The 25,073-nt window shown below is 42.8% G+C and carries 27 protein-coding genes; 12 read left to right on the forward strand and 15 right to left on the reverse strand.

The genetic code is table 11. The annotated features are described in order from the left end of the window. Positions 1 to 197 precede the first annotated feature (197 nt). Positions 198 to 1,253, forward strand: coding sequence for a CNNM domain-containing protein (locus JQC93_RS17550; protein ID WP_205159672.1), 1,056 nt, complete (start codon positions 198 to 200; stop codon positions 1,251 to 1,253). Positions 1,254 to 1,319: 66 nt separating this feature from the next. Here the strand turns inward: JQC93_RS17550 and JQC93_RS17555 are convergent, their stop codons facing one another. Then, entirely contained in the window at positions 1,320 to 1,907 is a 588-nt protein-coding gene (locus JQC93_RS17555; protein WP_205159673.1) for a YjaG family protein, read from the reverse strand. Between the two features lie 82 nt (positions 1,908 to 1,989). Here JQC93_RS17555 and JQC93_RS17560 point away from each other — a divergent pair, with 82 nt between their 5' ends. Beyond that, positions 1,990 to 2,916 (forward strand): D-2-hydroxyacid dehydrogenase, encoded by a 927-nt coding sequence (locus JQC93_RS17560; RefSeq protein WP_205159674.1) that lies wholly within the window; start codon positions 1,990 to 1,992, stop codon positions 2,914 to 2,916. A 109-nt stretch (positions 2,917 to 3,025) separates the two neighbouring features. Here JQC93_RS17560 and pyrE read toward each other — a convergent pair whose 3' ends face one another. Beyond that, the gene (gene pyrE / locus JQC93_RS17565) at positions 3,026 to 3,670 is read right to left on the reverse strand and encodes an orotate phosphoribosyltransferase (RefSeq protein WP_205159675.1); all 645 of its coding nucleotides are present in this window, start codon (positions 3,668 to 3,670) and stop codon (positions 3,026 to 3,028) included. A gap of 91 nt (positions 3,671 to 3,761) precedes the next feature. Then, on the reverse strand, positions 3,762 to 4,478 hold the full coding sequence (gene rph / locus JQC93_RS17570; protein WP_205159676.1) for a ribonuclease PH: 717 nt from the start codon (positions 4,476 to 4,478) through the stop codon (positions 3,762 to 3,764). Positions 4,479 to 4,632: 154 nt separating this feature from the next. Between rph and JQC93_RS17575 the strand changes: the two genes are divergently transcribed. The 8 genes from JQC93_RS17575 to JQC93_RS17610 all read left to right on the forward strand — a co-directional run bounded on the left by JQC93_RS17575 (position 4,633) and on the right by JQC93_RS17610 (position 10,856). Next, positions 4,633 to 5,499: a YicC/YloC family endoribonuclease gene (locus JQC93_RS17575; RefSeq protein WP_205159677.1), complete on the forward strand. Its 867-nt coding sequence runs from the start codon at positions 4,633 to 4,635 to the stop codon at positions 5,497 to 5,499. A 198-nt stretch (positions 5,500 to 5,697) separates the two neighbouring features. Next, positions 5,698 to 6,918, forward strand: coding sequence for a tyrosine-type recombinase/integrase (locus JQC93_RS17580; RefSeq protein WP_205159678.1), 1,221 nt, complete (start codon positions 5,698 to 5,700; stop codon positions 6,916 to 6,918). 25 nt (positions 6,919 to 6,943) lie between these two features. After that, the gene (locus JQC93_RS17585) at positions 6,944 to 7,789 is read left to right on the forward strand and encodes a DUF6387 family protein (protein WP_205159679.1); all 846 of its coding nucleotides are present in this window, start codon (positions 6,944 to 6,946) and stop codon (positions 7,787 to 7,789) included. Between the two features lie 96 nt (positions 7,790 to 7,885). Continuing rightward, on the forward strand, positions 7,886 to 8,104 hold the full coding sequence (locus tag JQC93_RS17590; protein WP_205159680.1) for a helix-turn-helix transcriptional regulator: 219 nt from the start codon (positions 7,886 to 7,888) through the stop codon (positions 8,102 to 8,104). Between the two features lie 38 nt (positions 8,105 to 8,142). Continuing rightward, complete coding sequence (locus tag JQC93_RS17595) at positions 8,143 to 8,655, forward strand: hypothetical protein (protein WP_205159681.1); 513 nt, start codon at positions 8,143 to 8,145, stop codon at positions 8,653 to 8,655. A 4-nt stretch (positions 8,656 to 8,659) separates the two neighbouring features. Beyond that, complete coding sequence (locus JQC93_RS17600; RefSeq protein WP_205159682.1) at positions 8,660 to 8,920, forward strand: helix-turn-helix transcriptional regulator; 261 nt, start codon at positions 8,660 to 8,662, stop codon at positions 8,918 to 8,920. Between the two features lie 141 nt (positions 8,921 to 9,061). Continuing rightward, positions 9,062 to 9,898 carry a YagK/YfjJ domain-containing protein gene (locus JQC93_RS17605; protein ID WP_205159683.1) on the forward strand — a complete coding sequence of 279 codons (837 nt, stop codon included), beginning with the start codon at positions 9,062 to 9,064 and terminating at the stop codon, positions 9,896 to 9,898. Between the two features lie 361 nt (positions 9,899 to 10,259). Continuing rightward, positions 10,260 to 10,856 (forward strand): HGGxSTG domain-containing protein, encoded by a 597-nt coding sequence (locus JQC93_RS17610; protein WP_205159684.1) that lies wholly within the window; start codon positions 10,260 to 10,262, stop codon positions 10,854 to 10,856. A gap of 18 nt (positions 10,857 to 10,874) precedes the next feature. Here JQC93_RS17610 and JQC93_RS17615 read toward each other — a convergent pair whose 3' ends face one another. From JQC93_RS17615 to JQC93_RS17640, 6 genes are all read right to left on the reverse strand, one after another. Next, a complete protein-coding gene (locus JQC93_RS17615; RefSeq protein ID WP_205159685.1) occupies positions 10,875 to 11,075 on the reverse strand; it encodes a hypothetical protein in 201 nt (66 codons plus the stop codon). Positions 11,076 to 11,296: 221 nt separating this feature from the next. Then, entirely contained in the window at positions 11,297 to 11,599 is a 303-nt protein-coding gene (locus JQC93_RS17620; RefSeq protein ID WP_328837055.1) for a hypothetical protein, read from the reverse strand. Positions 11,600 to 11,628: 29 nt separating this feature from the next. Further along, entirely contained in the window at positions 11,629 to 12,111 is a 483-nt protein-coding gene (locus tag JQC93_RS17625) for a hypothetical protein (protein ID WP_205159687.1), read from the reverse strand. Between the two features lie 558 nt (positions 12,112 to 12,669). Next, positions 12,670 to 13,638, reverse strand: a complete 969-nt coding sequence (locus JQC93_RS17630; protein ID WP_205159688.1) for a hypothetical protein — start codon at positions 13,636 to 13,638, stop codon at positions 12,670 to 12,672. Positions 13,639 to 13,779: 141 nt separating this feature from the next. After that, complete coding sequence (locus tag JQC93_RS17635) at positions 13,780 to 14,205, reverse strand: GNAT family N-acetyltransferase (RefSeq protein ID WP_236009656.1); 426 nt, start codon at positions 14,203 to 14,205, stop codon at positions 13,780 to 13,782. 161 nt (positions 14,206 to 14,366) lie between these two features. Further along, on the reverse strand, positions 14,367 to 14,996 hold the full coding sequence (locus JQC93_RS17640; RefSeq protein WP_205159690.1) for a LysE family translocator: 630 nt from the start codon (positions 14,994 to 14,996) through the stop codon (positions 14,367 to 14,369). 1,091 nt (positions 14,997 to 16,087) lie between these two features. Here JQC93_RS17640 and JQC93_RS17645 point away from each other — a divergent pair. Continuing rightward, positions 16,088 to 17,242 carry a hypothetical protein gene (locus JQC93_RS17645; RefSeq protein WP_205159691.1) on the forward strand — a complete coding sequence of 385 codons (1,155 nt, stop codon included), beginning with the start codon at positions 16,088 to 16,090 and terminating at the stop codon, positions 17,240 to 17,242. A 91-nt stretch (positions 17,243 to 17,333) separates the two neighbouring features. Here the strand turns inward: JQC93_RS17645 and JQC93_RS17650 are convergent, their stop codons facing one another. From JQC93_RS17650 to JQC93_RS17675, 6 genes are all read right to left on the reverse strand, one after another. Beyond that, on the reverse strand, positions 17,334 to 17,480 hold the full coding sequence (locus JQC93_RS17650; RefSeq protein ID WP_205159692.1) for a hypothetical protein: 147 nt from the start codon (positions 17,478 to 17,480) through the stop codon (positions 17,334 to 17,336). 285 nt (positions 17,481 to 17,765) lie between these two features. Then, entirely contained in the window at positions 17,766 to 18,599 is an 834-nt protein-coding gene (locus JQC93_RS17655; protein ID WP_236009657.1) for a hypothetical protein, read from the reverse strand. A gap of 332 nt (positions 18,600 to 18,931) precedes the next feature. Beyond that, the gene (locus JQC93_RS17660) at positions 18,932 to 19,375 is read right to left on the reverse strand and encodes a hypothetical protein (RefSeq protein ID WP_205159693.1); all 444 of its coding nucleotides are present in this window, start codon (positions 19,373 to 19,375) and stop codon (positions 18,932 to 18,934) included. Positions 19,376 to 19,538: 163 nt separating this feature from the next. Further along, complete coding sequence (locus JQC93_RS17665; RefSeq protein WP_205159694.1) at positions 19,539 to 20,336, reverse strand: hypothetical protein; 798 nt, start codon at positions 20,334 to 20,336, stop codon at positions 19,539 to 19,541. 114 nt (positions 20,337 to 20,450) lie between these two features. Beyond that, a complete protein-coding gene (locus tag JQC93_RS20525; protein WP_205159695.1) occupies positions 20,451 to 20,726 on the reverse strand; it encodes an AraC family ligand binding domain-containing protein in 276 nt (91 codons plus the stop codon). Positions 20,727 to 20,987: 261 nt separating this feature from the next. After that, positions 20,988 to 21,203: a hypothetical protein gene (locus tag JQC93_RS17675; RefSeq protein ID WP_205159696.1), complete on the reverse strand. Its 216-nt coding sequence runs from the start codon at positions 21,201 to 21,203 to the stop codon at positions 20,988 to 20,990. 918 nt (positions 21,204 to 22,121) lie between these two features. Here JQC93_RS17675 and JQC93_RS17680 point away from each other — a divergent pair. Beyond that, complete coding sequence (locus JQC93_RS17680) at positions 22,122 to 24,902, forward strand: glycoside hydrolase family 3 protein (RefSeq protein WP_205159697.1); 2,781 nt, start codon at positions 22,122 to 22,124, stop codon at positions 24,900 to 24,902. The last annotated feature ends 171 nt before the right edge of the window (positions 24,903 to 25,073 follow it).

Below are 25,073 nucleotides of genomic sequence, written 5' to 3' on the forward strand. Positions count from 1 at the left end.
CCCGTCTGGCAAAGGGTTGAGAGCGTTCTTGCGCGCAAAAAAACCAGTTTTAACGCCAGAATGAGTCCCGCTTCACAATTTGGGCGACTAAATTAACGCTTTAATCACACCATCGTGACACTGAAAACTAGGAAAAGCCCGCACTGCCTGCCATACTAGGGCTTCCATCGCACTGCGAGTATCTTAAAAAAGGCGCTATGTTACTGTTAATTATTTATGTCACTGTTGCTATTGGCATATCATTTATCTGTTCTGTTTTAGAAGCTGTATTGCTTAGTATTTCACCAAGTTATATCGCTCAACTTAAACAACAAAACCACCCAAGTGCTGCAAAACTTGAAGGCCTAAAGAAAGACGTCGACCGACCTTTAGCATCCATACTGACACTCAATACCATTGCACATACCATCGGTGCTGCAAGTGCAGGTGCTCAAGCTGCTGTTGTATTTGGCAGTAAATGGCTGGGAGTATTTTCTGCAGTATTAACTTTAGCTATTTTGCTGTTTTCGGAAATTATTCCAAAAACAATTGGTGCCACCTATTGGCGACGTCTCGCTCCAATGACCGCGACATTGCTCGAATGGATGGTATGGGCACTGCGTCCATTTGTTTGGTTCTCTGAGCAAATAACAAAACGTCTATCCAGCGGCAGCGTTGAGCCTAAACTTCGAGATGAAATTTCTGCCATGGCGTTAATGGCCAAAGAATCTGATGAGTTTGCTGAGGGTGAAAGCCGAATATTAAACAACTTACTTTCATTGCCCGATGTCCCTGTCACTAAAGTTATGACACCACGTCCGGTTTTGTTTCGAGTGAATGCAGAACTGACCATTAATGAATTTTTGGAGCAGCACACTGACAGTCCGTTCTCTAGGCCATTGGTATACAGCGACCAAAAAGACAATATCTTAGGTTTTGTACACCGTTTAGAGTTATTCAAAATGCAGCAAGCCGGGCAAGGCAACCGTCAACTCGGCGCGGTAATGCGCCCTGTGCACGTATTTTTGAATAACGTAAACTTGCCTAAAGCGTTCGGTACTATGATCGCCAAGCGCCTGCAGCTCGCACTTGTCGTCGATGAATATGGCACTGTACAAGGTTTGGTGACGCTGGAAGATATCTTTGAAAACTTGCTCGGTGAGCAAATCATTGATGAAGCGGATCGCAATACGGACATGCAGGAGCTTGCTTACGAACGCTGGGAACAGTGGAAGAAAAATAAGAACGTCCGAGAGAACAACGATACAGACTAATTATTTTGTTCATATCATAAACGTAAAAAGGGAGGCGCTAGAGCCTCCCTTTTTGTTGTCTCGTTATTAAAGGCTTACGCCAATATTACTGACACCGTCATCACGCAACTCTGTACGCAAATCCTTAATCAGTTGAACATCTCGCTCTTCAGACTCTTTGATAGGACGGTAAATCGCCCACTGAACGTCCCACTCTTCACACACCGCTTGATTATCTTTTTGATTGTCGTTGGTGATCTCTTCACTGCCTTGCGCCACTTCCAATTGAGCAACCGTCGATATTGAATGCTGACTCAACTCAATCATCGCTTCGAACAAAGTGTCACGGTCTAATAGTGCGTGCAAAAGGGTCGATAAACCAACACATGCATCCACCGCAGGATAGACGCCATAGAATTCATACTCAGAAGTATTTGGGAAAAGCTCTTCAAGCTTTTCTAACTCATTCTCAAAGTTTACTTTGGCATTTTTTACCGTAAGCGATTCCCAAATCCGGTCGAGGATAGCTCTAAAAGCCTGTGGGTCAGCAAACTCAGTTTGCTCACAAAACATTGCGTAATTTGGGTACATGCGCTCGCACAAACAGGTCATGAACGTCACTTGTTGCCAAGGTGCGAATTTTTCTAATCGAATCTGCAAAGGGTTTTGTAACATAGTCGCTTAATGGTTTATCAAAAGTCCCCGAGAGTGTACTGTATTTAATCGCTTTCATAAACTGGATAAAGGAGTTATCTGCATGGCAGAGGCAACACATAAAGTTAAAATCGTCACAAAGCATGAGGCTGAGTTCACACAGCTCCTTAGCGAAATGCGCCTGCCCGGACTGGAGATAACCCAAAGCATTTCAGAAGCCACGATATTACTGGCCTCACCTTCAACGCTTTCTAAAGAGTTGCATCTTTACCCGAATGTTCAGTGGGTTCAGTCGGTGGCTGCTGGCGTAAACCAATTAATGGACGATACGCTGCCCAAGCATTACCAGCTCACGAACATTAAAGATATCTTTGGTCCACAAATCGCCGAATACGTGTTGGGCTACTGTATTGCTCGTTTTCGTCACTTTAATGAGTACCAAGAACAGCAAGCTCAAAAAATCTGGAAACCTTTGGAGTATCAGACGCTGCTAGACAAAAAAATGGTGATATTAGGCACCGGCAGTATTGGCAATCACCTGGCTAAAGCCGCCAGTGTATTCGGGTTTACCACCATGGGAGTCAACACCAAAGGCATCCCTCCCAAAAACAGTGAGTTTGATTGTGTCTATCACGTCGATGAATTAGCGCGAATACTTGCTAATGCAGACGTTGTTGTGTCGACGCTTCCTAGCACCAATGCCACTCATCAACTGCTCAACGCCGATTTTTTCGAAGCGTGCGAACAGGTACTGCTATTTAATGTAGGGCGTGGAGAGGTTATCGATACATCGGCTCTGCTCAGCGCACTGAGTGAAGGAAAAGTAGCGCATGCTTACTTAGATGTGTTTATAAATGAGCCTATTTCGCAAGAGTGTCCTTATTGGAATCACCCTGACGTCACTGTGACGCCACATGTAGCTGCGTATAGTTTTCCAAAGCAAGTGCTGGAAACGTTTGAGAAGAATTACCTTAAATGGATCAATGATGAACCACTAGTCAACGTGATTGATTTTCAGAAAGGGTATTAGGGAAAACTATAGAAATGCGGCGATGCAGAATCACTGACCATGCCGCATCTATATAAAGGCAAAGTTAGCGACGCTTTGCATGCTCGCTAACTTTTAACCTTATCTTAGTTTAAGCGATACCAAACTGTTCGCGATACGCTCGTACGGCTTCCAAGTGCTCAGTAGCGTCGCCTTTTTCTTCTAGGTAAGCAATCAAGTCTGTCAGGCTTACAATAGAAATAACCGCGCAGCCAAAATCACGCTCAACTTCTTGAATGGCTGAAAGCTCCCCCTTGCCTTTTTCTTGACGGTCGATCGCGACTAGCACACCGGCTAACTCCGCACCCTTCGCTTGGATAAGCTCCATCGATTCACGAATCGCTGTTCCTGCAGTGATCACGTCATCCACCAACATAATACGGCCAACGAGGTCACTGCCCACTAAGTTGCCACCTTCACCATGGTTTTTAGCTTCTTTTCGGTTGAAGCAATAGGGTGTATCAATGTCGTGATGATCCGCGAGCGCTACCGCAGTAGTAGTAGCAATAGGGATACCCTTGTATGCAGGACCAAACAGCACATCAAAATCGATGTTCGAATCCGCCAGCGCCGCAGCATAAAAACGGCCTAAGCGCGCCAAATCGCTTCCAGTATTAAACAGACCAGCATTAAAGAAGTACGGACTTGTGCGTCCAGACTTTAACGTAAACTCACCAAATTTAAGTACCTGCTTTTCTAGAGCAAATTCAATAAAGTCGCGCTGATAGGCTTTCATGTGTTTTCTCTCTCTATTTTATCTTTTATCTATTGGCTGTTTGAGTTGGGTAAACGGCACCCAAAAAAATAGCCCCCGAAGGAGCTATCAACTATTGAGACAAGGTCTCTTTCTGGATCTCGACGATGTCGCGGATCCCTTTATTTGCTAATGCCAGAAGCTCAAGAAGCTCCTCGTGGCTAAACGGTTCGCCTTCGGCAGTGCCCTGCACTTCGATCATCTTGCCTTCTTCGGTCATAACAACGTTCATGTCGGTATCAGCCGCAGAATCTTCAACATACTCAAGATCGCAACGCGCTTCACCTTCAACCATACCGACAGAAACTGCAGCTACGTGCCCTTTCATTGGGTTTGCTTTTAGTTTGCCTGCGGCTACAAGCTTTTCAAATGCATCAGCCATAGCCACACTCGCACCCGAAATAGAGGCAGTACGTGTACCACCGTCGGCTTGAATAACATCACAGTCAACGGTAACCATGATTTCACCCATAGCTTCTAGATCAACCACAGCACGTAGACTGCGAGCGATTAAGCGCTGGATTTCCATTGTACGTCCGCCTTGCTTACCAGACGCTGCTTCACGGCGCATGCGAGAATGCGTTGAGCGTGGCAACATACCGTATTCAGCGGTCACCCACCCTTTGCCTTGGCCTTTGAGCCAGCGCGGTACATTTTCTTCGACAGTGGCATTACACAGTACTTTGGTGTTGCCAAACTCTACCAATACTGAGCCTTCAGCATAAGCGGTGTAGTCACGAGTCATTTTTACGCTGCGCACTTGGTCAAGCGCTCGATTATCAGGACGCATTTGGAGATCCTATCTTAGGGGTATGGGGTTGGGCGCCGATTATAACGAAACTAGTGACGTTTTGCGACCTTAGGGTTGCTTGCGTTTTTATGCTACACTTCGCCGCAGTTTTGACTTATTTCGTCGCTCAATATTCGATTTTCAAAGGACATTTATGATCTACAGTATGACCGCCTACGCGCGCAAAGAAACTAAAGGCGATTGGGGCACCGCAGTGTGGGAAATTCGTTCTGTTAACCAGCGTTATCTAGAAACGTTTTTCCGTTTACCTGAACAGTTTAGAGGCCTAGAGCCATCACTGCGTGAGCGTTTTCGTAAGCGCTTGGCTCGCGGTAAAGTAGAGTGTCACTTACGCTTTGAATCAAAAACAGCTGCGGGAAGTGATTTGATCATCAACGAAACACTTGCTGGACAAGTGGTTGATGCTGCGAAAAAAATCATGACCATTACTGGCGAAGAAAGTCGAATCAACCCATTCCAAGTCATGCAGTGGCAAGGTGTGATGGAAACCCCTGAGCAAGATATGGATGCCATCAACAAAGACCTACTTGCTGGTTTTAATGATGCTCTGACTGATTTCATCGAGGCGCGCGCCAGTGAAGGTGAAAACATGAAGGCTCTTATTGTTCAACGCCTAGACGCAATTACGGATGAAGTCGTTAAAGTACGTGCTCGCATGCCAGAAATCCTACAATGGCAACGTGATCGCCTGCTGGGTAAATTTGAAGAAGCCAAAATTGAACTTGATGAATCACGCGTTGAACAAGAGCTGATCGTTCTGGCACAGAAATCGGATGTTGCTGAAGAGCTAGACCGCTTAGATTCACACGTTAAAGAAGCGAACAGCATTTTGAAAAAAGGTGGCGCATGTGGTCGTCGTTTAGACTTTATGATGCAAGAGTTTAACCGTGAGTCGAATACTCTAGCGTCTAAGTCAATCAGTACGGACATTACCGCTTCTGGTGTAGAGCTTAAGGTATTGATTGAGCAGATGCGTGAGCAGATCCAGAACATAGAATAAGATTTCCACCTGTTTCCACTGGATTTCAAACCACTATCAAAGCCCCGTAAATGGGGCTTTTTTAGTTTTTTAATGTTCTTATTTGTTTCCTATAGTATCATTCTAAGTGGTGACAAGAGCGGTGACAGAAATCATCTTGTCACCAAATACGAGAAAATTGGTGACAAAAGTTGATACTGGTAGAAGACCATTTCTAATATGAACAATAAACAGTTAGATGCATTAATCCGTGCAGGGAACGATGTAAGAGAAGCATTAGGCGGTGGGCTGTATTTCCGCATTGCGTGCAAAACGCCTTCATGGGTGGTGAGGTACACTATCGCAGGTAAGCGATCCCAGATAGCCTTGCCAAAAGCCTACCCTAGAATGTCTATTCGAGATGCTAAACGAGCAGCCTTGGAGATCGTAGAGAATGCAAAGCAGGGCATAGACCCGAAATCCGAACGCAAGAAAGCAGAGTTAGCAGAAATTCGCACCGTAGATCAGCTTTTTGAAGACTGGTATCAATCTTATCTATTAAAGCATTTCAAGAACCCTCAAATTCCAGCGCGTTACTATCGCAAGGAAATGAAGCGCCATATTGGTGTGATGACGATCAAAGACGTTACTCCCCAACATATAAGAAGAATCGTTGATGACATTGTTAGTTCTGATCGGTTAAGCATTGCAAACAAGACCCTACTTTACGCAAAACAGATGTTTAACCATGCAATCAAGCTCAACCTGACCTCTTACAACCCAGCCCAAGCATTCACACCGAAAGATGCTGGTGGCTCTGAACGAAGCCGAACACGCGCTCTATCATTAAGTGATATTGAGTACGCTTTTAAAATTTTCAGGGAACAGCATCATATCTTCACCAGAGATAACTACTTGGCTTGCTGCTTATTGCTATGTCTTGGGTGTCGTAAAGGCGAGCTAATTTCAACTAGATGGGAAGACTTCGACTTTGAAGAAGCCATTTGGAGCTGCATCCCGAACAAGCGTAAATCAACTCAATCAACTGAGCCTATTGATATACCTTTATCACCACAAGTCATAAGTTGGCTTGAAGAGTTAAAGGTTCGTGCAGCTGGGTCAGACTATGTATTTCCGTCACGTAGACAGAGCAAACGCAGAGCTTACATTTCGGACGACACTCTTAACCATGCGTTAGCAAAAATGTTTGGCACGAAAGTCGATGGCAACAAACAGCCATATCCCAACATGCTACCTAAAATCGAGCCTTTTACTGTGCATGATCTGCGAAGAACGTGTCGAAGTCTGTTAGCAGAACTAGGAACACCAGAACATATTGCCGAACGTTGCTTGAATCATAAAGTACAAGGGCTGGTGGGCATTTATGACCGCCATAATTACTTTAATGAGCGACAAGAAGCATTAAGAAATCTGTCTGCTTTAGTTGCTCCCTTTTTATAAACATAAGCACAATGACAAGAATCGAATGAACAAAGCACAAGAAGACAAAAAAACGTTAGATCAGTGGATTGAGAGTAAGTCCTACTCTCAAATTTGGAGTTCAGTGCATACCAATAATGAAGCCCTGACTGAATGGACGGTTTCCCAGCTACTTGAACAAACTAAAATCAGGTTGGATTTCATTGCTCATGCGTTACTAAATTCAGGCAACATATCCAACTGCATTCAATGGCGACAACTAAATGAAAGAAATCTAATAGACTTGCCACCAGTCATTCTAAGCACAACTGTCGGCACTCACTGCCAGCTTTTAAAAAAAACGGGTATTAAAGAGTTACTTGAAATGGAAGCTAATGTTGCTCACGCAACAATGCTTGATGAATACCTTGTTACATTGCCAGATGGAGAGCAGGGGATTTTTGCTTACATCCCCCTATCCACTTATACCAGCAAACAACTTCACAAAGACTTTGTTGCATTTGAAAAAGATGTAAGAAACCAAGTAAAAATACAAGAGCCAATTGCGGTAGAAAAGCGAACGGAGAAAAGCGGTGCTATTCGCAGTCTGATTAGCTACCGAGCTATAATCTATCTGGACATACTCATTTGGCTTATACACGAGCACAAACTCGATAGCATAGATGATATTCCCAGCATCATAACGGCCAATGAAATCGCCTCCGCTTTAAACATACATAAACTCGATACTGATGATGAGGATATTGGCGCAAGCAACATACGCTCTTGGAAACGAGACTTTTACTCACCAAAGCTAACTAAGTCCAATTGGTTTGAAAGAATCAGCATCCAAATCAGACAGGATCAAGAAATGATGAGCCTGAAAGTGTCAACTTTGCTGCAATGCTCTTAGGGCGTGAGGAATAATATTTCTTATCTCTCATATCCGTACTAACCCCGCATAAATATAGTTCCTCACACTAAGAAACCTTCAGAGACGTGAGGAACTATGCATCATCAATCATTTACATCTCCAACCTTTCAAGATCGCTTTGTAAAAGAAGCCGAACGAAAACAAATCACTCAAGTATCGCGTAGTCAGGCATACAAGCTTGAGAAAGCCAATAAGTACCCCAAGCGTGTACAACTTTCGACAAGGTCTGTAGCTTGGCGCTTATCCGAGTTGATTGCATGGGTTGAGAGCCGAACCCAATCTAGATTTTCATAAAAACCCAGCAAACTAACAAAAAAGTAGGATGTAACATTGTGACTAAACAAGAGTATTTATCGCACCAAAAAGCCTTCAACAGTTTGCGCCTAGAAACTCCGCGTCTAACTATTCGCGAGTATTGTGAACAAAACGGTATGCATTACAACACTGCAAGAAGGCATATAAAACTTAACCAATTTAATCTTTCTCATCACTCAACCTCCCCATATGGTAGTGCTGCTGAAAATAAGAAGCATAATTGGCCAGTTTTGTTGGAAAGGTATCTCATCTCCTCAATACACGACCCTGATATTTTTCCAATCGATTTTGCGAAGAGTCATGACATTCCGTATTCAATTTTGCGACGCAACTTTAGTTCCCTGAAAACCAACCCAGAAATATCTGGGCTCTGGGAACTACATTTTCGCCAAAAAGCACTACTAAAGAGTTTGAAGCTAAATGACATATCACTTGTTCATTTTGAAAAGCAGAGAAGAGCAATACTAAGTGAACTGAATGACGAGTTAGCCTTGTGTCGACTTACAAACGTAGAAGATTTCAAGGATTAACACTGTGTCTGGAAGGCTTCACTCCAATAAACAAGATAAACACAACAAAGATGTGCTGCATTATCTGTTTTGCAAAAGACCGCCAACGGACTTAATTCCTGTAACTCAAATGGAATTGTTAGTTTCGAAAAAGAAACGGACATTGATGGCATGGGTAAGGCAAGGACACTTCCCTACCCCTCATATGCAAAAGAACCGCATTCTCGGCTGGCGAAGAGATGACTATGAAGATTGGCTTATACAAACCAACCTTACTAATCACTAGCGGCTAAATGCCGCTTTTTTTAATACCAATGACTTGATTGAAGCTAATTACCGGAAGCCTAAACAACCAACAGACACGGTGTAGTAACGGCTTTCGCCATAAATCACACCGCCAAACTTACAGGTAATAACTAATACTACTATGACCTCCACACTCAAACATAAAAGCACCCAGCAGTATTGTTACCTCAATACTGTATGGAATGTTTATGACTGTGCTGGTGGTCTAAACGATACTTACCTTGATAAGATTTTCGCTACTCTTCACGCTCTCTCAGAGCAAACTATTAAGTTATTTGTTCTTCGATTTGATTTGCACTTACCAAAGTACACTGAGTTAAATACCCATATCAGTGACCTACGAGATAGGCTCTATGAACATATTGAACAAAACATCAAATCAAGAGAAAGAAACTACGTCGTAGCCCAAAAACGTAAAGCTCTAATTTGGGCTAGAGAGCAGATATCTAGCAAAGCACAGCATTACCATTGCGCACTGATCTTAGACGGTAATCTTTTTAATAACCCAACGAATATCCTAGGATGGATAAAGACCATTTGGTCAAAGTCAACCAATGGTAATGTTCCTAAAATCCCTCACCCTTACTACAACCTAAATACACGAGATATGATGCAGCGCCAACGCGTCATTTTTCGACTTAGCTATCTAGCGAAAAACGCCGGAAAGAATACGGTGAAAGGCGTTCGCTATTTTGGTTCTAGTCAACATAAACCATCGACAGCTTCAACGTGGAACCCTGAGCACTGCATGACTAGCCTTACGGATTTAGGTAATGAATGGTTAAGTTCAAAACTAGAACTGACTTGTAACGTCGCAGAGCCAACATCCGTTTTAAATAAACTCACTTTAGTGCGCACAACTGGTATTTGTAATTCCTTAAGCTGCGCTGTTTTGATAAACAAACCCCATGAACCGATAAAAAAATGGCTCTTTCCTTCGGTTGCGCGAGCTCCATAGTTCGGAAAACTGCGCATTTCACACAGCAAAGTGATCACTTTTACACGCGAACCGGATGCATTTTTGTACACTTATCGAGCAAACCGCTCATCTCTTTAAAGATAGCATATTGCAAATACAATGAGTTACACCGAATCCCTATCTCGTGTTCTCCTGTCAGTCATGAAGAGAGTATATCCGTGCTCACTGAAAGATTTGTTGAAATGAAGCCTATGAAGCGAAGAAAAGCTTGGGATGTTTTCGGTTCAATCTGCGCAAAACCCGCCGTTTGTTAACCTTTTTTCTACATATATGCGCAATTTATCGGGAATAGTGATCCATTGAGCCGTTAACCACCCATACATGATTATTAAGAGGCAACATGACAACAAAGCGATTTAATTTAGACACACTGCCACTATGCGGAGCCAAAACTCGTTCTGGCGGCACATGCAAACGCAGAGGAAGCAAGACTAACGGACGCTGTAAACTTCATGGAGGTAAGTCTACTGGCGCCAAAACAGCCCAAGGTAAGAGGGCTTCGAGTTTAAATGCCAGGCAAAGTATTCCGGATTGGTTTTGGGCACCTTTTAAAATGCAATGGCTCGATAACCCTCTACTTGATGAAGCAACGAGTTGCTGTCATAAGTTAATGCGCCACCAGCAGAACCCCGCTGCAATAAACGAGCTTGTGGCGAAACACCAGATTGCACTGGAAGTGATGAAGTATGCCATTCTACAGGTCCACGGAACTGCAATGTTCATTACTATTCAGGGAGCTTTAGATCATTACTATCAAGATATAAACTCTACTCATATAGAGTTTCATGTTTACTACCCTCTAATTAGCTCACCAATGTACTACAGACCTGAAAGTAAGGCTCAGACTGCATATGCAGATAAGTGGCTGCATAAGAAAGACTTTATTGGAAGAGAGATGCGAAAATTGGAGAAGAGGTTAGAGCGAATCCAAAAATAGATGCCGTGAGTAACCTCTTCAACCATTAAATACTGACTTACGACGGTACCTCACTGTACCTTCAATGAAGGTGATGATTTTACTATACTGGCTGTGCAAACTGCTTAGCAGTATGCCATTTACGTCTTTCATCGCCGACTGAAAGTTTAGTTCTGTCAGGCAGGATTCGGGCTTTTTGCACAAGATTCCACCCTGAGCACAAGCTGAGCTTTCAGTCACTTCACTCCCTATAAAAAGCCAATCTAAATTAAGTTATTGCTCATTGGAGTACTGGTATTTACTAAGTCCGATCTGAGCTAAACAGTGCTATTAGATCGAAGTTGGACAATTTCGTGTTACGAGTGAAGACGGCAACAATCCAATTTGCATGAGCAAATGTATGGTAAAGCTCTATCTGAGTGGCCAGTATTGGTGAACCACTGCACTTAGTCTTAACTTGATTATTCTTCAAGAAACCGAACACCTTTACCGTGTTGTCGAGCATACTCGATTTCACCTTCGGTACTTTTCCCGATATAGCCACCCACATTTAAAACAAGAATTTCATCAGACATATCTATTTTGCGTTTATGTAAGTCACCTAACATTCGTTTATCTTCTTCTGTTAGATCGAAATGGTCATCGTGCTCTAGACCACCAACGCTTAGTACAATCTTACCTGCCATAGTTTCATTGAAGTTGGCATCCCAAAACGCTTGCTTAAATTTCACACTCCCACAAAGGGTTACTACTAATGGCTTCACGACGCCTCCTACTGAAATATAACGCCGCATTATACCTTTGGCTCAATGTTCATGGGGTTTTTAAGATACCCTGCTACAATCTCCAAAGCTACTTCAGGCGACTTATCCGCTATTTTGTCGATCATTTCCTTACCTTTTTGCATCCAGTATGAATCTGCTAAAAGAGCATATGACAATGAAGCAGCAATTTCATGCAAGTCCTGTAAACGATGCTTTACCCTAATGTTGAGACGAAGATCTGTACGATCGCAACACTCACGGTCACGACCATTTATGAACCAGTGTCCTGAAATATTGTTGTCTAGAAAGGTTATGGTTTTCATTTGCATAATGGAGTGCTTAACCATATTTTCCTCTCCATCAGCGAACACAGACGACTGAACATTATGATCATATGGGTAATCTTCAATTTGAGCGACCTCTTCTTTCCACTCTTCCCATTCTGAGATTAAAGAAGATAATTCCGATATAACCCAGTCTTTTCTAGGGTTTCTTATTTCGAGTTTCTGCATTGTTTCCTCTGAATAGTTATAACATTTTTGTTGGAAAGCCGGCTTGTTTTCTCTGAGAGCATCCAACCGATATAATTTTTTTAACTCATTCAATAATCACAGAAAACTAGTTCAGCAACCAGTCTACGTGACAGAAAAAGCAAGCCTGCTCGGTTTTTCGATATATCCAGCCCACAAAACCGAGCCATTTATCTTACTAAGCCATCGATTTACTGTTGACTGGTATCGTACAGGCAACGAAACGGGCTGGCTTGAATACCTAGTTTTCGCTCTTTTGTATGTCTTACGGCAGCCGAAGAACAACAGACTGTATAAAACATCAGCAATGCAAAATTCATTGACTAATTACTATGACTCTTATCGCAATTCCGGCATGAGGAAAATTAGGGTAAACCGTATCACTGTGGATTGAGAGGTTAAGCGTCGCTAACTTCCAATGGGGCAAAGACGAGTTAGCGGCAGTCGCACCAACACGTCTCTGGACAATTCCGTGTTTGGGGGCCACTCTTTAAAATGTGTTTCGGATTAGCGGAAGTATGGAAAAATCAGAGTAACGCTTCAATCAGCCGACGCGTCAGCGGTCGGCTGGATTGACTTGTTAGCCTCTCGTGTGACCAAAATGGGGGAAGTTCCTATACTTTTATATCCGTATATGGCTTTTGCTCTTTTTATCAAACGCTTATCCTCTGATAGGATTGCTGAGCAGTACGCACCCATTGCTATATGGCCGGCATCGCTTCTTACGTTATGAATTTTATTTAGTTTTCGGCATTTTTTCTCTGCTTGAAAACCTAATATATCAAGTACCGCATTGCATCCGATTATTCCGAGATACATCGGCCAGGACTCGTAACCTTGCTTTTCAATAGGATCAAAGCCAAAAAATTGATCGCAACTAATCTCAGCTCCCTGCATTGTTGGAGATATTATTTCCCATATTTTTTCGATCTCCTTTTCTCCTGAAACGCTACCGATAGCGCCTTTCTCATCGCCAAAAGCCGCCCTAGTTTTCCCTATATCATTTCCATTCGAGATCATTTCATCGATCATGGAATCAAATTTGGGCTTTATAGACTTAACTTTGCCGATCATTTCGGTAGTATCAAAAGGCAACTCAGAAGTTAGGCTGAGAATTTGGTGTGCGAATTTTTCGGAAAGATCCTTTAAGGGCCCTTCGTCTCCGCCACCGTTAACCCAAACCTGAAATGGGTCAAAAAGAGTATCGTCGAAATCCACATCTCTGTTTGCCTCAATATAGGCATCATAATGCTGATGAGGGGTTCCGCTCTCATTTAACTGGGCTTCACCACTAATCTTCCAGTTCCCGTCGAGAACAAGATCCAATAATTTTGCGTCTATAACATCGAGTACATCTAAATATTTCTCGGGTTCATCAGAACGTCTAATCTCCGCAAAGTGTTCCTTTGAGTAAACCCAAGTTACATCATCCCGCTTAGCTAGGCTGATAATGCCCTGCAACTGCAGACCGATGATATTCTGATCGATGTAAATTAAAGGCTTACTCATAAGTCTCCATGGAGGCTAACGCCCGCTTAACTTGCTGCCAACTGCACAGCACTCAAGCAGGCCACCGTCACCGTAATCACAAAAACCAAACTGAACCAAAAATGCCATAGGTTGGCAGTCAGGTTGAAGCGATTGTTATGTTCACGGCTCAAAATTCATGACCATTTCGTGTTCGGTCATAGAGGCCTGTTGAAAGCCAAACTTCTCATATGCATTAATAGCGGCATCATTGCTAAGGTAAACTGTTAATTCTAACTTGCTTTCAAGCCTCGAGCTTAGAATCGAGCAAGCTTTTGACAACAGTTGCCGCCCTACCGATTTTCCACGAGCGCTTCCTGATACATACATTTGAACCACTTCTAAAGCGTTACCACAATCGGTAGGAATTAAGCCACATAGCCCAACAAGTTGATCATTTGCGAAAGCACCGATCATCACATGAGTCTCACTATGTTCCTCGATAAGCTTTTCAAAGAACAACTTAGGAAGTTGTGATTGTTCTTCGTAAGATGAACCAAAAGACTCGGGATACAACTTCAGACTTTCCAATCGTAAATCACGATACATACGACTGTCTTTAGAACTCAATTTTTTGCAACAAACTTCCATATTTCCTCGTGGGAACATAACGCCCATATTAAGCGGACGGAAACAGTTGGCTATAATGTGCAGCGCAGCGAAACTCAGCCAACTGTTGGAGTTCCGACTTAAATTTCTTGTTATATGCACTATTTATTGCTGCTTAAGGCTATCTTTGTACTTAAACCAATTAAGATTGTACCTGATACTCCTTCAAGCGATCTTGAGTATTTCTGAGCTTTAGGACTGCTAAACAAAATGCTTCCTAAACTGGCATAGAACAAGTTACAACCTGTTGCTAACAGACTAAATAACAAACCTAAAGTCAGCAATTCACTTGTAGCATTAACTGCCGTTGGATCAATAAACTGAGGCAGGAATGCTAAAAAGAACATTGCGACCTTTGGGTTTAATACACTAACGATGACGCCTTGCTTGAAAACATTACTTTGTTTTTCATCTGAACTTTCCACACAAATTTTAGAATTGTTACGGTAACAATTAATAATTGATTTTACGCCAAGATAGAGTAAGTAAGCCGCACCTAAATACTTGATTATCGTAAATAAAAATGCGGAGCTAAGAATTAATGCAGAAAGACCTAAAACAGCAGCTAATGTATGAATCAAATAACCAACACCTAAACCCAGTGAAGCTTTAATACCTGACTTCATTTTCCCTTTCATTGTATTCGTTACAATGTAAATTACATCAGGTCCAGGTATCAGGTTTATAGATAGAGCTGCAATTACAAACAATACTAAGGTGTTCATTTCCATTACGACAATACTCCGAGGTGCATATAACAGCTTTATTAACCGGAACGACGACTAACTCCGTTTCCTGCTAATCTAGCACATAGAATTTTAAGTAACTGAATATTATCAGTTAGATTTGACGTATGCCGAACTTTCGGGAACCACTTTGACCAAAACTTTAGTGGTTCAAGTATAAATATATGTAATCCAAATAGTGTTACACCAGTGAACTATTATTTACGTGTCTAACAAAGTTCGGGGCAAAAGCGAGTTAACGCTAGTCAACACGCCTTTGGACAAAAGTAACGTGCTTGTTAGCCAATGTGTAGAGACTCTGTCTTACTGAGTTCAGGTCTGCATATAGACGAGCACGGGGGTCATTAATACCTTTATCAGCTCTCAAACTACTCGATGTCGCTTCTCACATGAAGAAGAAAAGCTCTCGCAAACTGGCATTCTGATTATTCCAGTACCTTGCGCAAACCAACACGGTCTTAATGTATGCATCGATTGTAGGAAAAAGCCCTTCCAAATTTCAAGCTCTTCGCACAGAGGCTGCTACGTTGACTGAACACTCATGACGCTTCCTATTCGTTCCTTAACTTCTAATTCAGGTACACAATACAAGACTGAAATGGTACGGAATAAAAATGTTGGTCAAGATTAGAATCTCGTACATCTGACACCTGAAACCCAACGAGATCCAGGTCACACTTCGAGATATTAACTAAGCAAACACCCTCTCAGCGCTTGTTGGCTGCGGGCTCTTTGAAATTGAAGTTTTCTACTAGCTTTTCTGTCAAAAGCTAGATGGTTTGACTGTATTTGAGCAAGACTCGATATATCACAAAAACACACCATTTCTAAAAAAACACTTTGTCAGCACGATAATGACAAATGACTACTTTTTCGCATCATTTGCCGACTTCTCGCAAGAAAGTTATTTTTCTATTGATTTCCTACGCGCGAAGCCTAGATTAAAAACAGAACAACTAAGTAACTCAGTGATTTGGCTGATTCTTTCGTGAACTAACAGTGTGTGAGTGTGTCGCAGTGTGTCTGAGTTAGGTAGCGAAAGCATCAGCCCCCTACATCAAAACAGGAGAAATCAAATGGAAAAGATCTCGAAAATTTATGCCTACGGTACCAGCGGTGAAGCAAAAGGAATTGAGTTTGTCGCCAAACGCGATCGCCATGGCCGATATGTAGCGAACCGTAAGCGCTCTAGCGCAACAAGCTCGCCTACAAACAAGGCAGCTAACAAAGTCTACCGAGATACCTTAGACGAGATCTATGCTTTGCTCCTAACTGATGATTACGTCATTAACCTTGTTAGCCCAACCGGCAGCCGTGCCCTTCGCTCATTAAGCAAAGTCAAAGTGGACTATTTCCCACCAGCATCAAGCTCAGAGAAAGCATCGATAGAGCCTGTAAAGCCAAATGGGGGAAACCAAGGAGAGCTAGATACCAATATTCGAGTGAACACAAAATTTGAAGATTTTGTAGATGTGATGAAAACGCATGATACAACCACCTCTAATGGAGAACTCCCCGAAGCCCTTTTACTCGAAAAAGAAGGTAAGCTATCTGTTTACTATGCGCCCTTTGATCACATCAATGAACGGGCAAAGATCGTAATTGTTGGTATCACTCCTGGCATTCAGCAAGCCGACAATGCTTTAAAAGAAGCCTGCATCCAACTGAACAATGGGGGCAGCTCTAGTGAAGCTTCACTCGCAGCAAAAAACACCGGTAGTTTCAGCGGGCCAATTCGCTCAAATCTAGTTCGCCTTCTTGATTATGTGGGTATCAATGAACTTCTAGACGTAACATCTACATCGGAACTTTTTGGTAGGAGTACCAAATTGGTTCATTACACATCGGCTCTTCGCTATCCAGTATTGATGGAGGGGAAAAACTACAGTGGTTCTCCATCTATGCTAAAAACACCTGTGCTACGCAGGCAGGTCGAACAAAACCTAATCCCTGAGCTTGAAGCAATGAGTGACGATACCATATACATTCCACTTGGCTCGAAGGTCGAAGAAGCTCTTGAGTACTGTGTAGCTCGCGGAGTCATTAGTGACGAGAATGTTTTCGGTGGCCTACCTCATCCGTCTGGAGCTAATGCTGAGCGTATTTCTTACTTCCTAAATGAGAAGAGTAAAGACAGCCTAAGCAAGAAAACTAATGCGATGAAAATCGATGACGCCAGATCGGCTCTACTAGAGAAGGTTCAACAGTTTAAGAGAATGTCAGCGCAGTAGCTGTTGCGCCTTTGTGTGTCGAGATAGTCCATTTCCCTGACTATTTTGGCAAATAAAAGGGCTGAGTCTATTAGAACTCAGCCCTTTTACTTTATTCTTCAAAGTCACTTTCGAACATTGCTAGTTCAGCGACAATGTTGTGTTTAATGATGCGGTACCGCTCTGCTGCGGTTAGTGTCGGCCATTCTGTAGATTTGGAATCTTCGAAATAGATACTTGAACTGTGTGAATTGAACATCTGCAACAACGAACGTTATACAAACATGAACAAAACTCCAAGGCAAAAACTACGGTTTACTTTCAGAGGACACTAAAGCTTGAAACTCACTTTTGGACAATTCCGTGTTTGGAAGTTTCAGACGTGATGAAGATTCAGATAACCTCAAGTACGGAAAAAGGAAAGGTACGACCCAATTATCCTCTAGTAGCCAAGCTAAATGGTGAGCGATGCGTGCTAAAATGGAGCGGAGTGAAATCAGCATGCGTTAGCGAATCCATCCTGAGCTTTTTGTTAGCTATGTTTTTATTTAGGTGCATGCTTTTTGGCAAAGTCGCGTAATACCTGGGCATTATTTGCAGATTCTAAATTGCCACAAGCTTCGCCATCAATGCTAATGTCCGGGCTTGAATATGCTGGAAAGCTATCTCGTTCATATGACATAACTGTCCCTCTTCCTGAGCACACCGCACCAAAGCTGTATGATTTTTGAGCAGGGTATCTACTTTGAAGATAATTATCTGAGTCAAATTCAGGGTTGTACTCAAGCAGAGTTTTCATATCATGCCCAGCCCCACTCAAATGACCAATCTCATGTTCCATTGTGCTGTCATAGCAATCTAGGCCAATTACAAAATAATTAGAACTTAAAGATGCCTCACCACACCATTGCGACTTAAAACTATCAGTAGTATTTGCAAATAAAACCGCTTTGAATATTGGTATTCCTGAAGAGTTGACTTCTGGTATCTCATAAGCAGAGTAGTAATTTAGGAGATTTTTTGCTAGTTCCACATCTTGAAACCATGTACTGTCAACGGTAGCAAGGTACTCAATTTTAGAGACTCTTCGTGTCATTGGTACACATGAGTTTTTTAACGTTAGATTTGAATACTTTACCCAACTATCAATTTTTGACTCAACAAACTCTGCTGAGTATTCAACGAGCACACTATTGTCGATATAAAAATAGATTTCCGTTTCAATCTTAGGAGATGGAACACACTCTGGTAACACTAACGTACCAGCCTGTGCAGAACCAGCGATCGTGATACTTAACAGGAATAGTATTCGTAGAAATTTCATTGTTACCTCAAAATAGCTAATAGCTTTATTGACAGGGACGACGATTAACACCATTTCCTGTCAACCTAACACATATAGGTACAAGTGTCTGAAAATTAGCAAATTAATTTTATATGCGTAGGTTTTCGAGAATAACTAAGATCAAAACTCTAGTAGTTTAAGCATGAATATATGTATGCAAATTGTGTTACATCAGTGAAGTGCTTTTTGGCAGGCTAACAAACTTTGGGGCAAAGACGAGTTAGCGACAGTAGCACCAACGAGTTTCTGGACAAAATGTGTTAGAGCACATTTACTTAATTTAGCAAAGTACGGATTAGGTGAGGTATGAGAAACTCTAATTTAGTGGCCAAACTTAGTTGGCCACTACAAATAGTAAATTTGAGCTACTGTTTAAAACAGTAAGTGAACCCAGCTCTACTATTTCGTAATTTCATTGTGCGATCTTCAAGGCTATGTAAATGAGAAACTGATGTGGAATTGATGTTTAGATCCTCTTTAACAATAGCTAAGTATTTTTCTGAAAGTTCGTTTGACGCACTGATATCTTTTGCTTCTATAGTGTGCTCTAACCTGTCTTCCGCGTAATTCCATTTCCCAGAAACCGTTGTTTCAAAGGTTAGCACCTCACCAGTGCTAACTATCATCACTGATGATTGAATTTTCTGATGAAACGTATTGCTGCTGTAGCTGGCAACTGAAAACATCGAGCGTTCGAGACCGTGGTCGTAACATTTCCACGTTCCGATAATTGGATTCTCATCATTGGTTCCGTTAGCTCTCACAGACAATGAGCTAAGTATGAGAAGTAGTAAGATGTAGTACTTCATGATGCCATCCATGTGGAGTCAATATGTTTTAAGGTATACATAGTATTAACAGGAATACGTTTGTTAGCATTATTTTTGAGAATGAAGCTACGAACTTGATCCTCTCTATCTATCGAAATCCAATAATCAAATAGCTCAGTTATCCTTTGCATGCTTTGGACCATTAATCTATAACTCCTAATGATTGGTATAAATCGATATTTGCTTCTAAGAGTCTTGTCCAACGAATAAGTTGTTCAGTGTTATTCGCGTCGTTAAGAAGACCGCAGGACTCATTCTTAAACCTAATGTTTGGACTTGAATAGAATGGGGCGAGATCACCACTGGATCGATCCTCGTTCATTATACTTCTAACGTTACCGCACCTATACGCGTGAGCAATTTTAGCGCTGCCGCCAAATAACCTGGGTTCATCATTGCTTTCGTGACCCGCCAGCGCCAAATGCCCAAGTTCGTGCTCCAGAGCGAAATTATTAGCTTCATAGGACAGAACAACAAACCTACTTGCGTGAGCAGCGTGAGTATAACCAATGACATCACCGGGAAGTTGCTTGTAGATCGCGACTATGTATTTGGTAGGGTTGGTGATGAACAGTTCTCGTTTTTTGCTGTCCATTTTCCATATAAGCTCGTCATGCTTTAAAGCATATTCAGTACCCTGTTGTGGTATGTTCTGTAGATCTTCGTAATACACCGTATCAAGCCTTCGTTGTAGGTTGATACAACTGTTTTCGAGTGTACTATTAGCTACACCTAACATGTCGATAATTCGATTTTCTACATCCACTTTTTTGTTGCGCTCAAGAACACCAATATCAACAAAAAAAGCAATGTCTGTTACAAGTAACTTTTTGTCTTCGCAAGTTGGAAAATCAAGCTTATTGTTAAGATTGAACTGTAGCATTAACGCTAAGACAGCAAAGCATCCCACAAAAAGTGCTATTTTTCTGTTTTTCAACATCTTTCGTCCACTTAAAAAAAGTTACCTTGCAACGTATTGAGTACATACATTGCAAGGTATTATGAAGGCTAATCATTCACCCAGAGTGACTGCCAATCTTTCTGTTCGACAAACTTACCAATCACAAAGCAGCGCCGGAGTGTTGTCTACAGGATTGCAGGCGTGAACCACAATAGGCTCAATAAAAATCGCATCACCTTCATTTAAGATTACATTGGAATTGTAAAGAGACAAGCATGTTTGACCGTCAAGCATGCTCCCAATAGATAGCTCGGGATGATAATGGGCTTTGTAGCCTTGAGCACTATCTCGAGTTGTCCTTACCGTCAAATACGGTGTGAGTCGGCTCGTCCAATAGTCCTGTCTAATGTCCCTTATTTTGCTCTCCATGCTATCAAATCACCTTTGTACTTATCTTTGCCGTATCGAGATTTCCACATTACATAAACTAAGTCAAAAATTCGACTGTGGTTTGACAACTCAGAAAGAGTGAAGCACGAATTGGGGCAGAAACGTGTTTAGCTTGTTCAAGCTAGCCAAATGAATGGTCTCAATCCCCTTGAAGCATTATGGTTAAGCAAGCCCCATAGGGTAAATGGCTCGTCGATATATAGGCTGCTATTTTAAAAAATTAACGCTAGCAGCGACCAACTAATTAATCGTGACTTGGGTAAAGTTATATTCGGCCGTATATGGCTCTACTTTTTGACGTAAGCAGTCTTTATCAACTCCCATGCTATTGCTTAAACTTTGCTCAGCCAGTAAACTTTGAGTTGTTGAGTGGGAGTCTGGTTCGACGCGAAGCCGCGATTCGGGTCCACCAGCGGGTGGAATTTCGCCGCGGATTCGGGCTGGGCTCTCAATCAATAGCTAGTTCTCCCAAAGTAGGTTTGGCTACCATGCATCGACTTGATGTTCCCCACATGGCCTATTCACCTCAACTTCCCCAAAAGCACATGATTATGGCGGTCATAGTTATAACCGGTTTAGTAGCGTTCGCCGGTAGAAGTGTTAACTTGCCTCTTCCCGAGAACAGGACTGCAATGTTTGGGAAGTATGATAAGTAGTGGCAATGCAAACTGCTGTAACTGAAACCATAGTAACTCCAATGCTAACTCGTTTTGGGGCAAATACGTGTTATTATGACCAGAATCGTTAGTACCAACGAAATCAATTTTTAGACTATTACCCTTTAGCCACCAGCCACCAGCCACCAGCCAACTGGTGACATAGGTGGTGACAAAAATCAAAAACAAACAACCAAGCCAAGTTAAATTATTGTTTTAATTGACTTTAGTTTTATTAATCAACATTCAGATCCAGAATATTGAATAACCGATTCAGTAGTCTAGCTCTCTAACATAAATGACATAAGCCTCTGTTTAAGAGGCTTTTTTAATGCCTTACGAAGGTACGCACATACATACGATTGATCATTCCTAGTACCACTGATAAAAACGTTTAAGACTACTGCTGAGATATCGCGCACAATATACACGACGTGGATTTTTATCCGTTCTTTGCCAAATAATTCCCCACTAGACAAAGGGGTGACCAAGGTCACCTTTCTGTGAAACTTTCACAGCCCATGAAAGTTTTGAGAGCGCTTTCAAATACTCAATACTTTATTCACAAAACCCAAAAAAACCGTAGTACATTGCACAATAGAAACCGGTTCCTTTTTGGCTGTGAGTTTTGGTTCATTGATGATCATGAACCTTCATCGCAAAAAGAGCGCTAACAACCTTGCACTGCCCAGCGGTGATACATTAACGGAAAATGCTCATGTCTGACCCTATACAACGCGCCAATGACGCACTCAAAGCGCAACAAATATTAGCTCCTGTTAGCCGACAAGCCGCGGCAGAAGGGATTGTATTACTGCGTAACCATCAACACGTTTTACCGCTACTACCAAGCGACAAAGTATCTCTGTTTGGTCGTTGCCAAGTGGATTATTACCGTAGTGGTACAGGGTCTGGTGGTGCGGTTAACGTGCCTTACACCGTCAATGCTGTGCAAGGTATGCAAAATAACCAGAGCATCAATCTGAATCAGGAACTTGTGGCGATTTATCAAGACTGGTTAGCAAATAACCCATTTGACGATGGCGGTGGCGGTTGGGCGGCAGAACCATGGTTCCAGCACGAAATGCCACTTGATGACAACCTCGTGTCACGTGCTAAGAGTATCTCAAATAAAGCCGTGGTATTTGTTGGGCGAACCGCGGGTGAAGACCAAGATAACGCATTAACTAAAGGCAGCTTCTTGCTCACGGACACCGAGCAAAAGATGATTGATACGGTGTGTGCTCACTTTGATCAGGTGATTGTGGTGCTTAACGTCACCAACGTTATCGATATGTCCTGGTTGGACGAAGGTGAAAATCGAGACTCTATTAAAGGCGTGCTGTACTCGTGGGCTGCGGGTATGGAAGGCGGAGACGCGTTAGCCGATATTCTAAGCGGAGATGTCACTCCTAGTGGACGTCTTACCGACTCCATCGCTTATCAGCTTAGCGATCATCCTTCTGATGAAAACTTTGGTAGTGATGTGCGCAACCTTTACGTTGAAGATATCTATGTTGGCTATCGCTACTTCGAAACCTTCGCTCCAGAAAAAATCCGCTTCCCATTTGGAGCTGGCCTGTCTTATACCTCATTCTCTAAACAGTTAAACTCATACACCGTTGAAGGCAGCGCTGCTGACGCAGTACTTCACTTTGACGTATTGGTCACTAATACTGGCAATCAATATTCAGGGAAGGAAGTCGCTTCATTATACGTGACCGCCCCTCAAGGGAAACTTGGGCAGCCAATTAAAGCGCTGGTTGGTTTTAACAAAACAAGCACTTTAGCGCCTGGTGAGTCTGAGATTTTGACCATCCGCGTTCCAGCTCATGTATTAAGTTCATACGATGACTCTGGCGTAACGGGACACAAGAGTTGTTGGTTATTAGAGGCCGGCGATTACCAGTTTAGTCTTGGCGGTAGTGTTAGAGAGGCAGCACACATAGATGCATGCTGGTCAATCAAATCAACGTTAATTATTGATCAAGTCAGTGAAGCATTAGCACCGGTCATTGCGTTTGAACGTATAAAACCAGAACTATCAGAGGGATCATTTAGCCTCGGGTTAGAAGCGGTTAATACACGCTCTATTGATCTTGAAAAGCGCATCATCGACAACCTACCTACCAGTTACACCATTACTGGAGACAAAGGGATTCGTTTAGAAGATGTGAAACAGGGGCGCGCTGAGATGCGAGACTTTATCGCGCAGCTCAACGCACATCAACTCGCGACCATTGTACGTGGTGAAGGTATGTGTAGCCCTAAAGTTACCCCAGGCACGGCGGCAGCATTTGGTGGTGTGAGTGATGAACTGTTCCAATTTGGCATTCCTGTAGCCGCCGCATCGGACGGCCCATCAGGCATTCGCATGGACAGTGGCCACCCTGCGTCACAAGTCCCTATTGGTACATTGCTCGCTTGTACATGGAATACGGAATTAAATCACCAGCTATACACTCTGGTGGGTAAAGAAATGCAAGCCAACGAAATTGACACCTTGTTAGGTCCTGGCATGAACATTCATCGTCACCCGCTCAATGGGCGCAATTTTGAGTACTTCTCAGAAGACCCATTCTTAACGGGTAAAATGGCCTGCGCCCAGACGCTTGGTCTAAAGCATGCTGGAGTGTCGGGTACCGTTAAGCACTTCGCGGCCAACGACCAAGAAACCGGTCGGCACCACGTTGATAGCGTGATGTCAGAGCGTGCACTTCGAGAGATCCATCTAAAAGGGTTTGAAATGGTGGTGAAAGAGGGCGAGGCCTCAACCATAATGACCACTTACAACCCTGTAAACGGTCACTGGACTGCCTCTAGCTACGATCTAAACACCACGATTTTGAGACAGGAATGGGGCTATACCGGCATAGTAATGAGTGACTGGTGGGCAAAAATGAACCATTGCGTCTCTGGTGGTGAAGAGTCCATAAGCTTTACGTCCTTTATGGTTCGCTCTCAAAACGATCTCTATATGGTGGTCGAAAACGACAAAGCCGAACACGGTGGGCACAACGACGATACTCTCGCAGCTCTAGACAACGGGACACTCACTATTGGTGAACTTCAGCGATGCGCGATGAACATTTGTCGCTTCATCATAGATGCGCCTGTCATGCAAAGGCCTCTAAAAGCCTATGAGCCTATTAAGCCGTTTTCACCTAAGTCACAAGCTGATGAGCACGCGATTTTACTAGAGTCTAATACGCCATTGGGCACAAAGAACAATACAACTCGAACGATCCGCGTAACTCAAGCGGGTGTGTATCGCTGTAGTGTTCAAGCAAGCTATGAGAAAGATTCGCTCGCCCAATCAACCTGCTCACTGCTGATCAATGATGACTTTGCAATGACCTTTTCGCTCAATGGAACCGAAGGAAAAACTCAAACCGTAGAAGGTGTGCCGATTAGACTGGAAGTGGGTGACTACCACCTTCAATTTAACTTTGTTAAACCAGGACTGTATTTGGACAGCCTAACGCTGGTTCAATCTTAGATAAAATCATCGATTCCTAGCCCCAGCCTTCGCTGGGGCATTTTTTTGAGTCGGGAAAACTGTCTAAGGCACTAATTTGAGCGGTGTGCGAGCGGTAAAACCCTTGCGCAAACGTTTTCGGCGTGATGGTGCTATCGAAATGGAACTCTATAGGTGTAATTGACGTCGATT

The sequence above is a fragment of the Vibrio ulleungensis genome (genome assembly GCF_016900875.1).
Classification (GTDB): domain Bacteria; phylum Pseudomonadota; class Gammaproteobacteria; order Enterobacterales; family Vibrionaceae; genus Vibrio; species Vibrio ulleungensis.

Bases quoted from the DNA above. Each gene is read 5' to 3' on its own strand.
- JQC93_RS17550 (WP_205159672.1), top strand. From the start codon at position 198: ATGTTACTGTTAATTATTTATGTCACTGTTGCTATTGGCATATCATTT.
- JQC93_RS17555 (WP_205159673.1), bottom strand. From the start codon at position 1,907: ATGTTACAAAACCCTTTGCAGATTCGATTAGAAAAATTCGCACCTTGG.
- JQC93_RS17560 (WP_205159674.1), top strand. From the start codon at position 1,990: ATGGCAGAGGCAACACATAAAGTTAAAATCGTCACAAAGCATGAGGCT.
- pyrE (WP_205159675.1), bottom strand. From the start codon at position 3,670: ATGAAAGCCTATCAGCGCGACTTTATTGAATTTGCTCTAGAAAAGCAG.
- rph (WP_205159676.1), bottom strand. From the start codon at position 4,478: ATGCGTCCTGATAATCGAGCGCTTGACCAAGTGCGCAGCGTAAAAATG.
- JQC93_RS17575 (WP_205159677.1), top strand. From the start codon at position 4,633: ATGATCTACAGTATGACCGCCTACGCGCGCAAAGAAACTAAAGGCGAT.
- JQC93_RS17580 (WP_205159678.1), top strand. From the start codon at position 5,698: ATGAACAATAAACAGTTAGATGCATTAATCCGTGCAGGGAACGATGTA.
- JQC93_RS17585 (WP_205159679.1), top strand. From the start codon at position 6,944: ATGAACAAAGCACAAGAAGACAAAAAAACGTTAGATCAGTGGATTGAG.
- JQC93_RS17590 (WP_205159680.1), top strand. From the start codon at position 7,886: ATGCATCATCAATCATTTACATCTCCAACCTTTCAAGATCGCTTTGTA.
- JQC93_RS17605 (WP_205159683.1), top strand. From the start codon at position 9,062: ATGACCTCCACACTCAAACATAAAAGCACCCAGCAGTATTGTTACCTC.
- JQC93_RS17610 (WP_205159684.1), top strand. From the start codon at position 10,260: ATGACAACAAAGCGATTTAATTTAGACACACTGCCACTATGCGGAGCC.
- JQC93_RS17625 (WP_205159687.1), bottom strand. From the start codon at position 12,111: ATGCAGAAACTCGAAATAAGAAACCCTAGAAAAGACTGGGTTATATCG.
- JQC93_RS17630 (WP_205159688.1), bottom strand. From the start codon at position 13,638: ATGAGTAAGCCTTTAATTTACATCGATCAGAATATCATCGGTCTGCAG.
- JQC93_RS17635 (WP_236009656.1), bottom strand. From the start codon at position 14,205: ATGTATCGTGATTTACGATTGGAAAGTCTGAAGTTGTATCCCGAGTCT.
- JQC93_RS17640 (WP_205159690.1), bottom strand. From the start codon at position 14,996: ATGGAAATGAACACCTTAGTATTGTTTGTAATTGCAGCTCTATCTATA.
- JQC93_RS17645 (WP_205159691.1), top strand. From the start codon at position 16,088: ATGGAAAAGATCTCGAAAATTTATGCCTACGGTACCAGCGGTGAAGCA.
- JQC93_RS17650 (WP_205159692.1), bottom strand. From the start codon at position 17,480: ATGTTCAATTCACACAGTTCAAGTATCTATTTCGAAGATTCCAAATCT.
- JQC93_RS17655 (WP_236009657.1), bottom strand. From the start codon at position 18,599: ATGGTGTTAATCGTCGTCCCTGTCAATAAAGCTATTAGCTATTTTGAG.
- JQC93_RS17660 (WP_205159693.1), bottom strand. From the start codon at position 19,375: ATGAAGTACTACATCTTACTACTTCTCATACTTAGCTCATTGTCTGTG.
- JQC93_RS17665 (WP_205159694.1), bottom strand. From the start codon at position 20,336: ATGTTGAAAAACAGAAAAATAGCACTTTTTGTGGGATGCTTTGCTGTC.
- JQC93_RS20525 (WP_205159695.1), bottom strand. From the start codon at position 20,726: ATGGAGAGCAAAATAAGGGACATTAGACAGGACTATTGGACGAGCCGA.
- JQC93_RS17680 (WP_205159697.1), top strand. From the start codon at position 22,122: ATGTCTGACCCTATACAACGCGCCAATGACGCACTCAAAGCGCAACAA.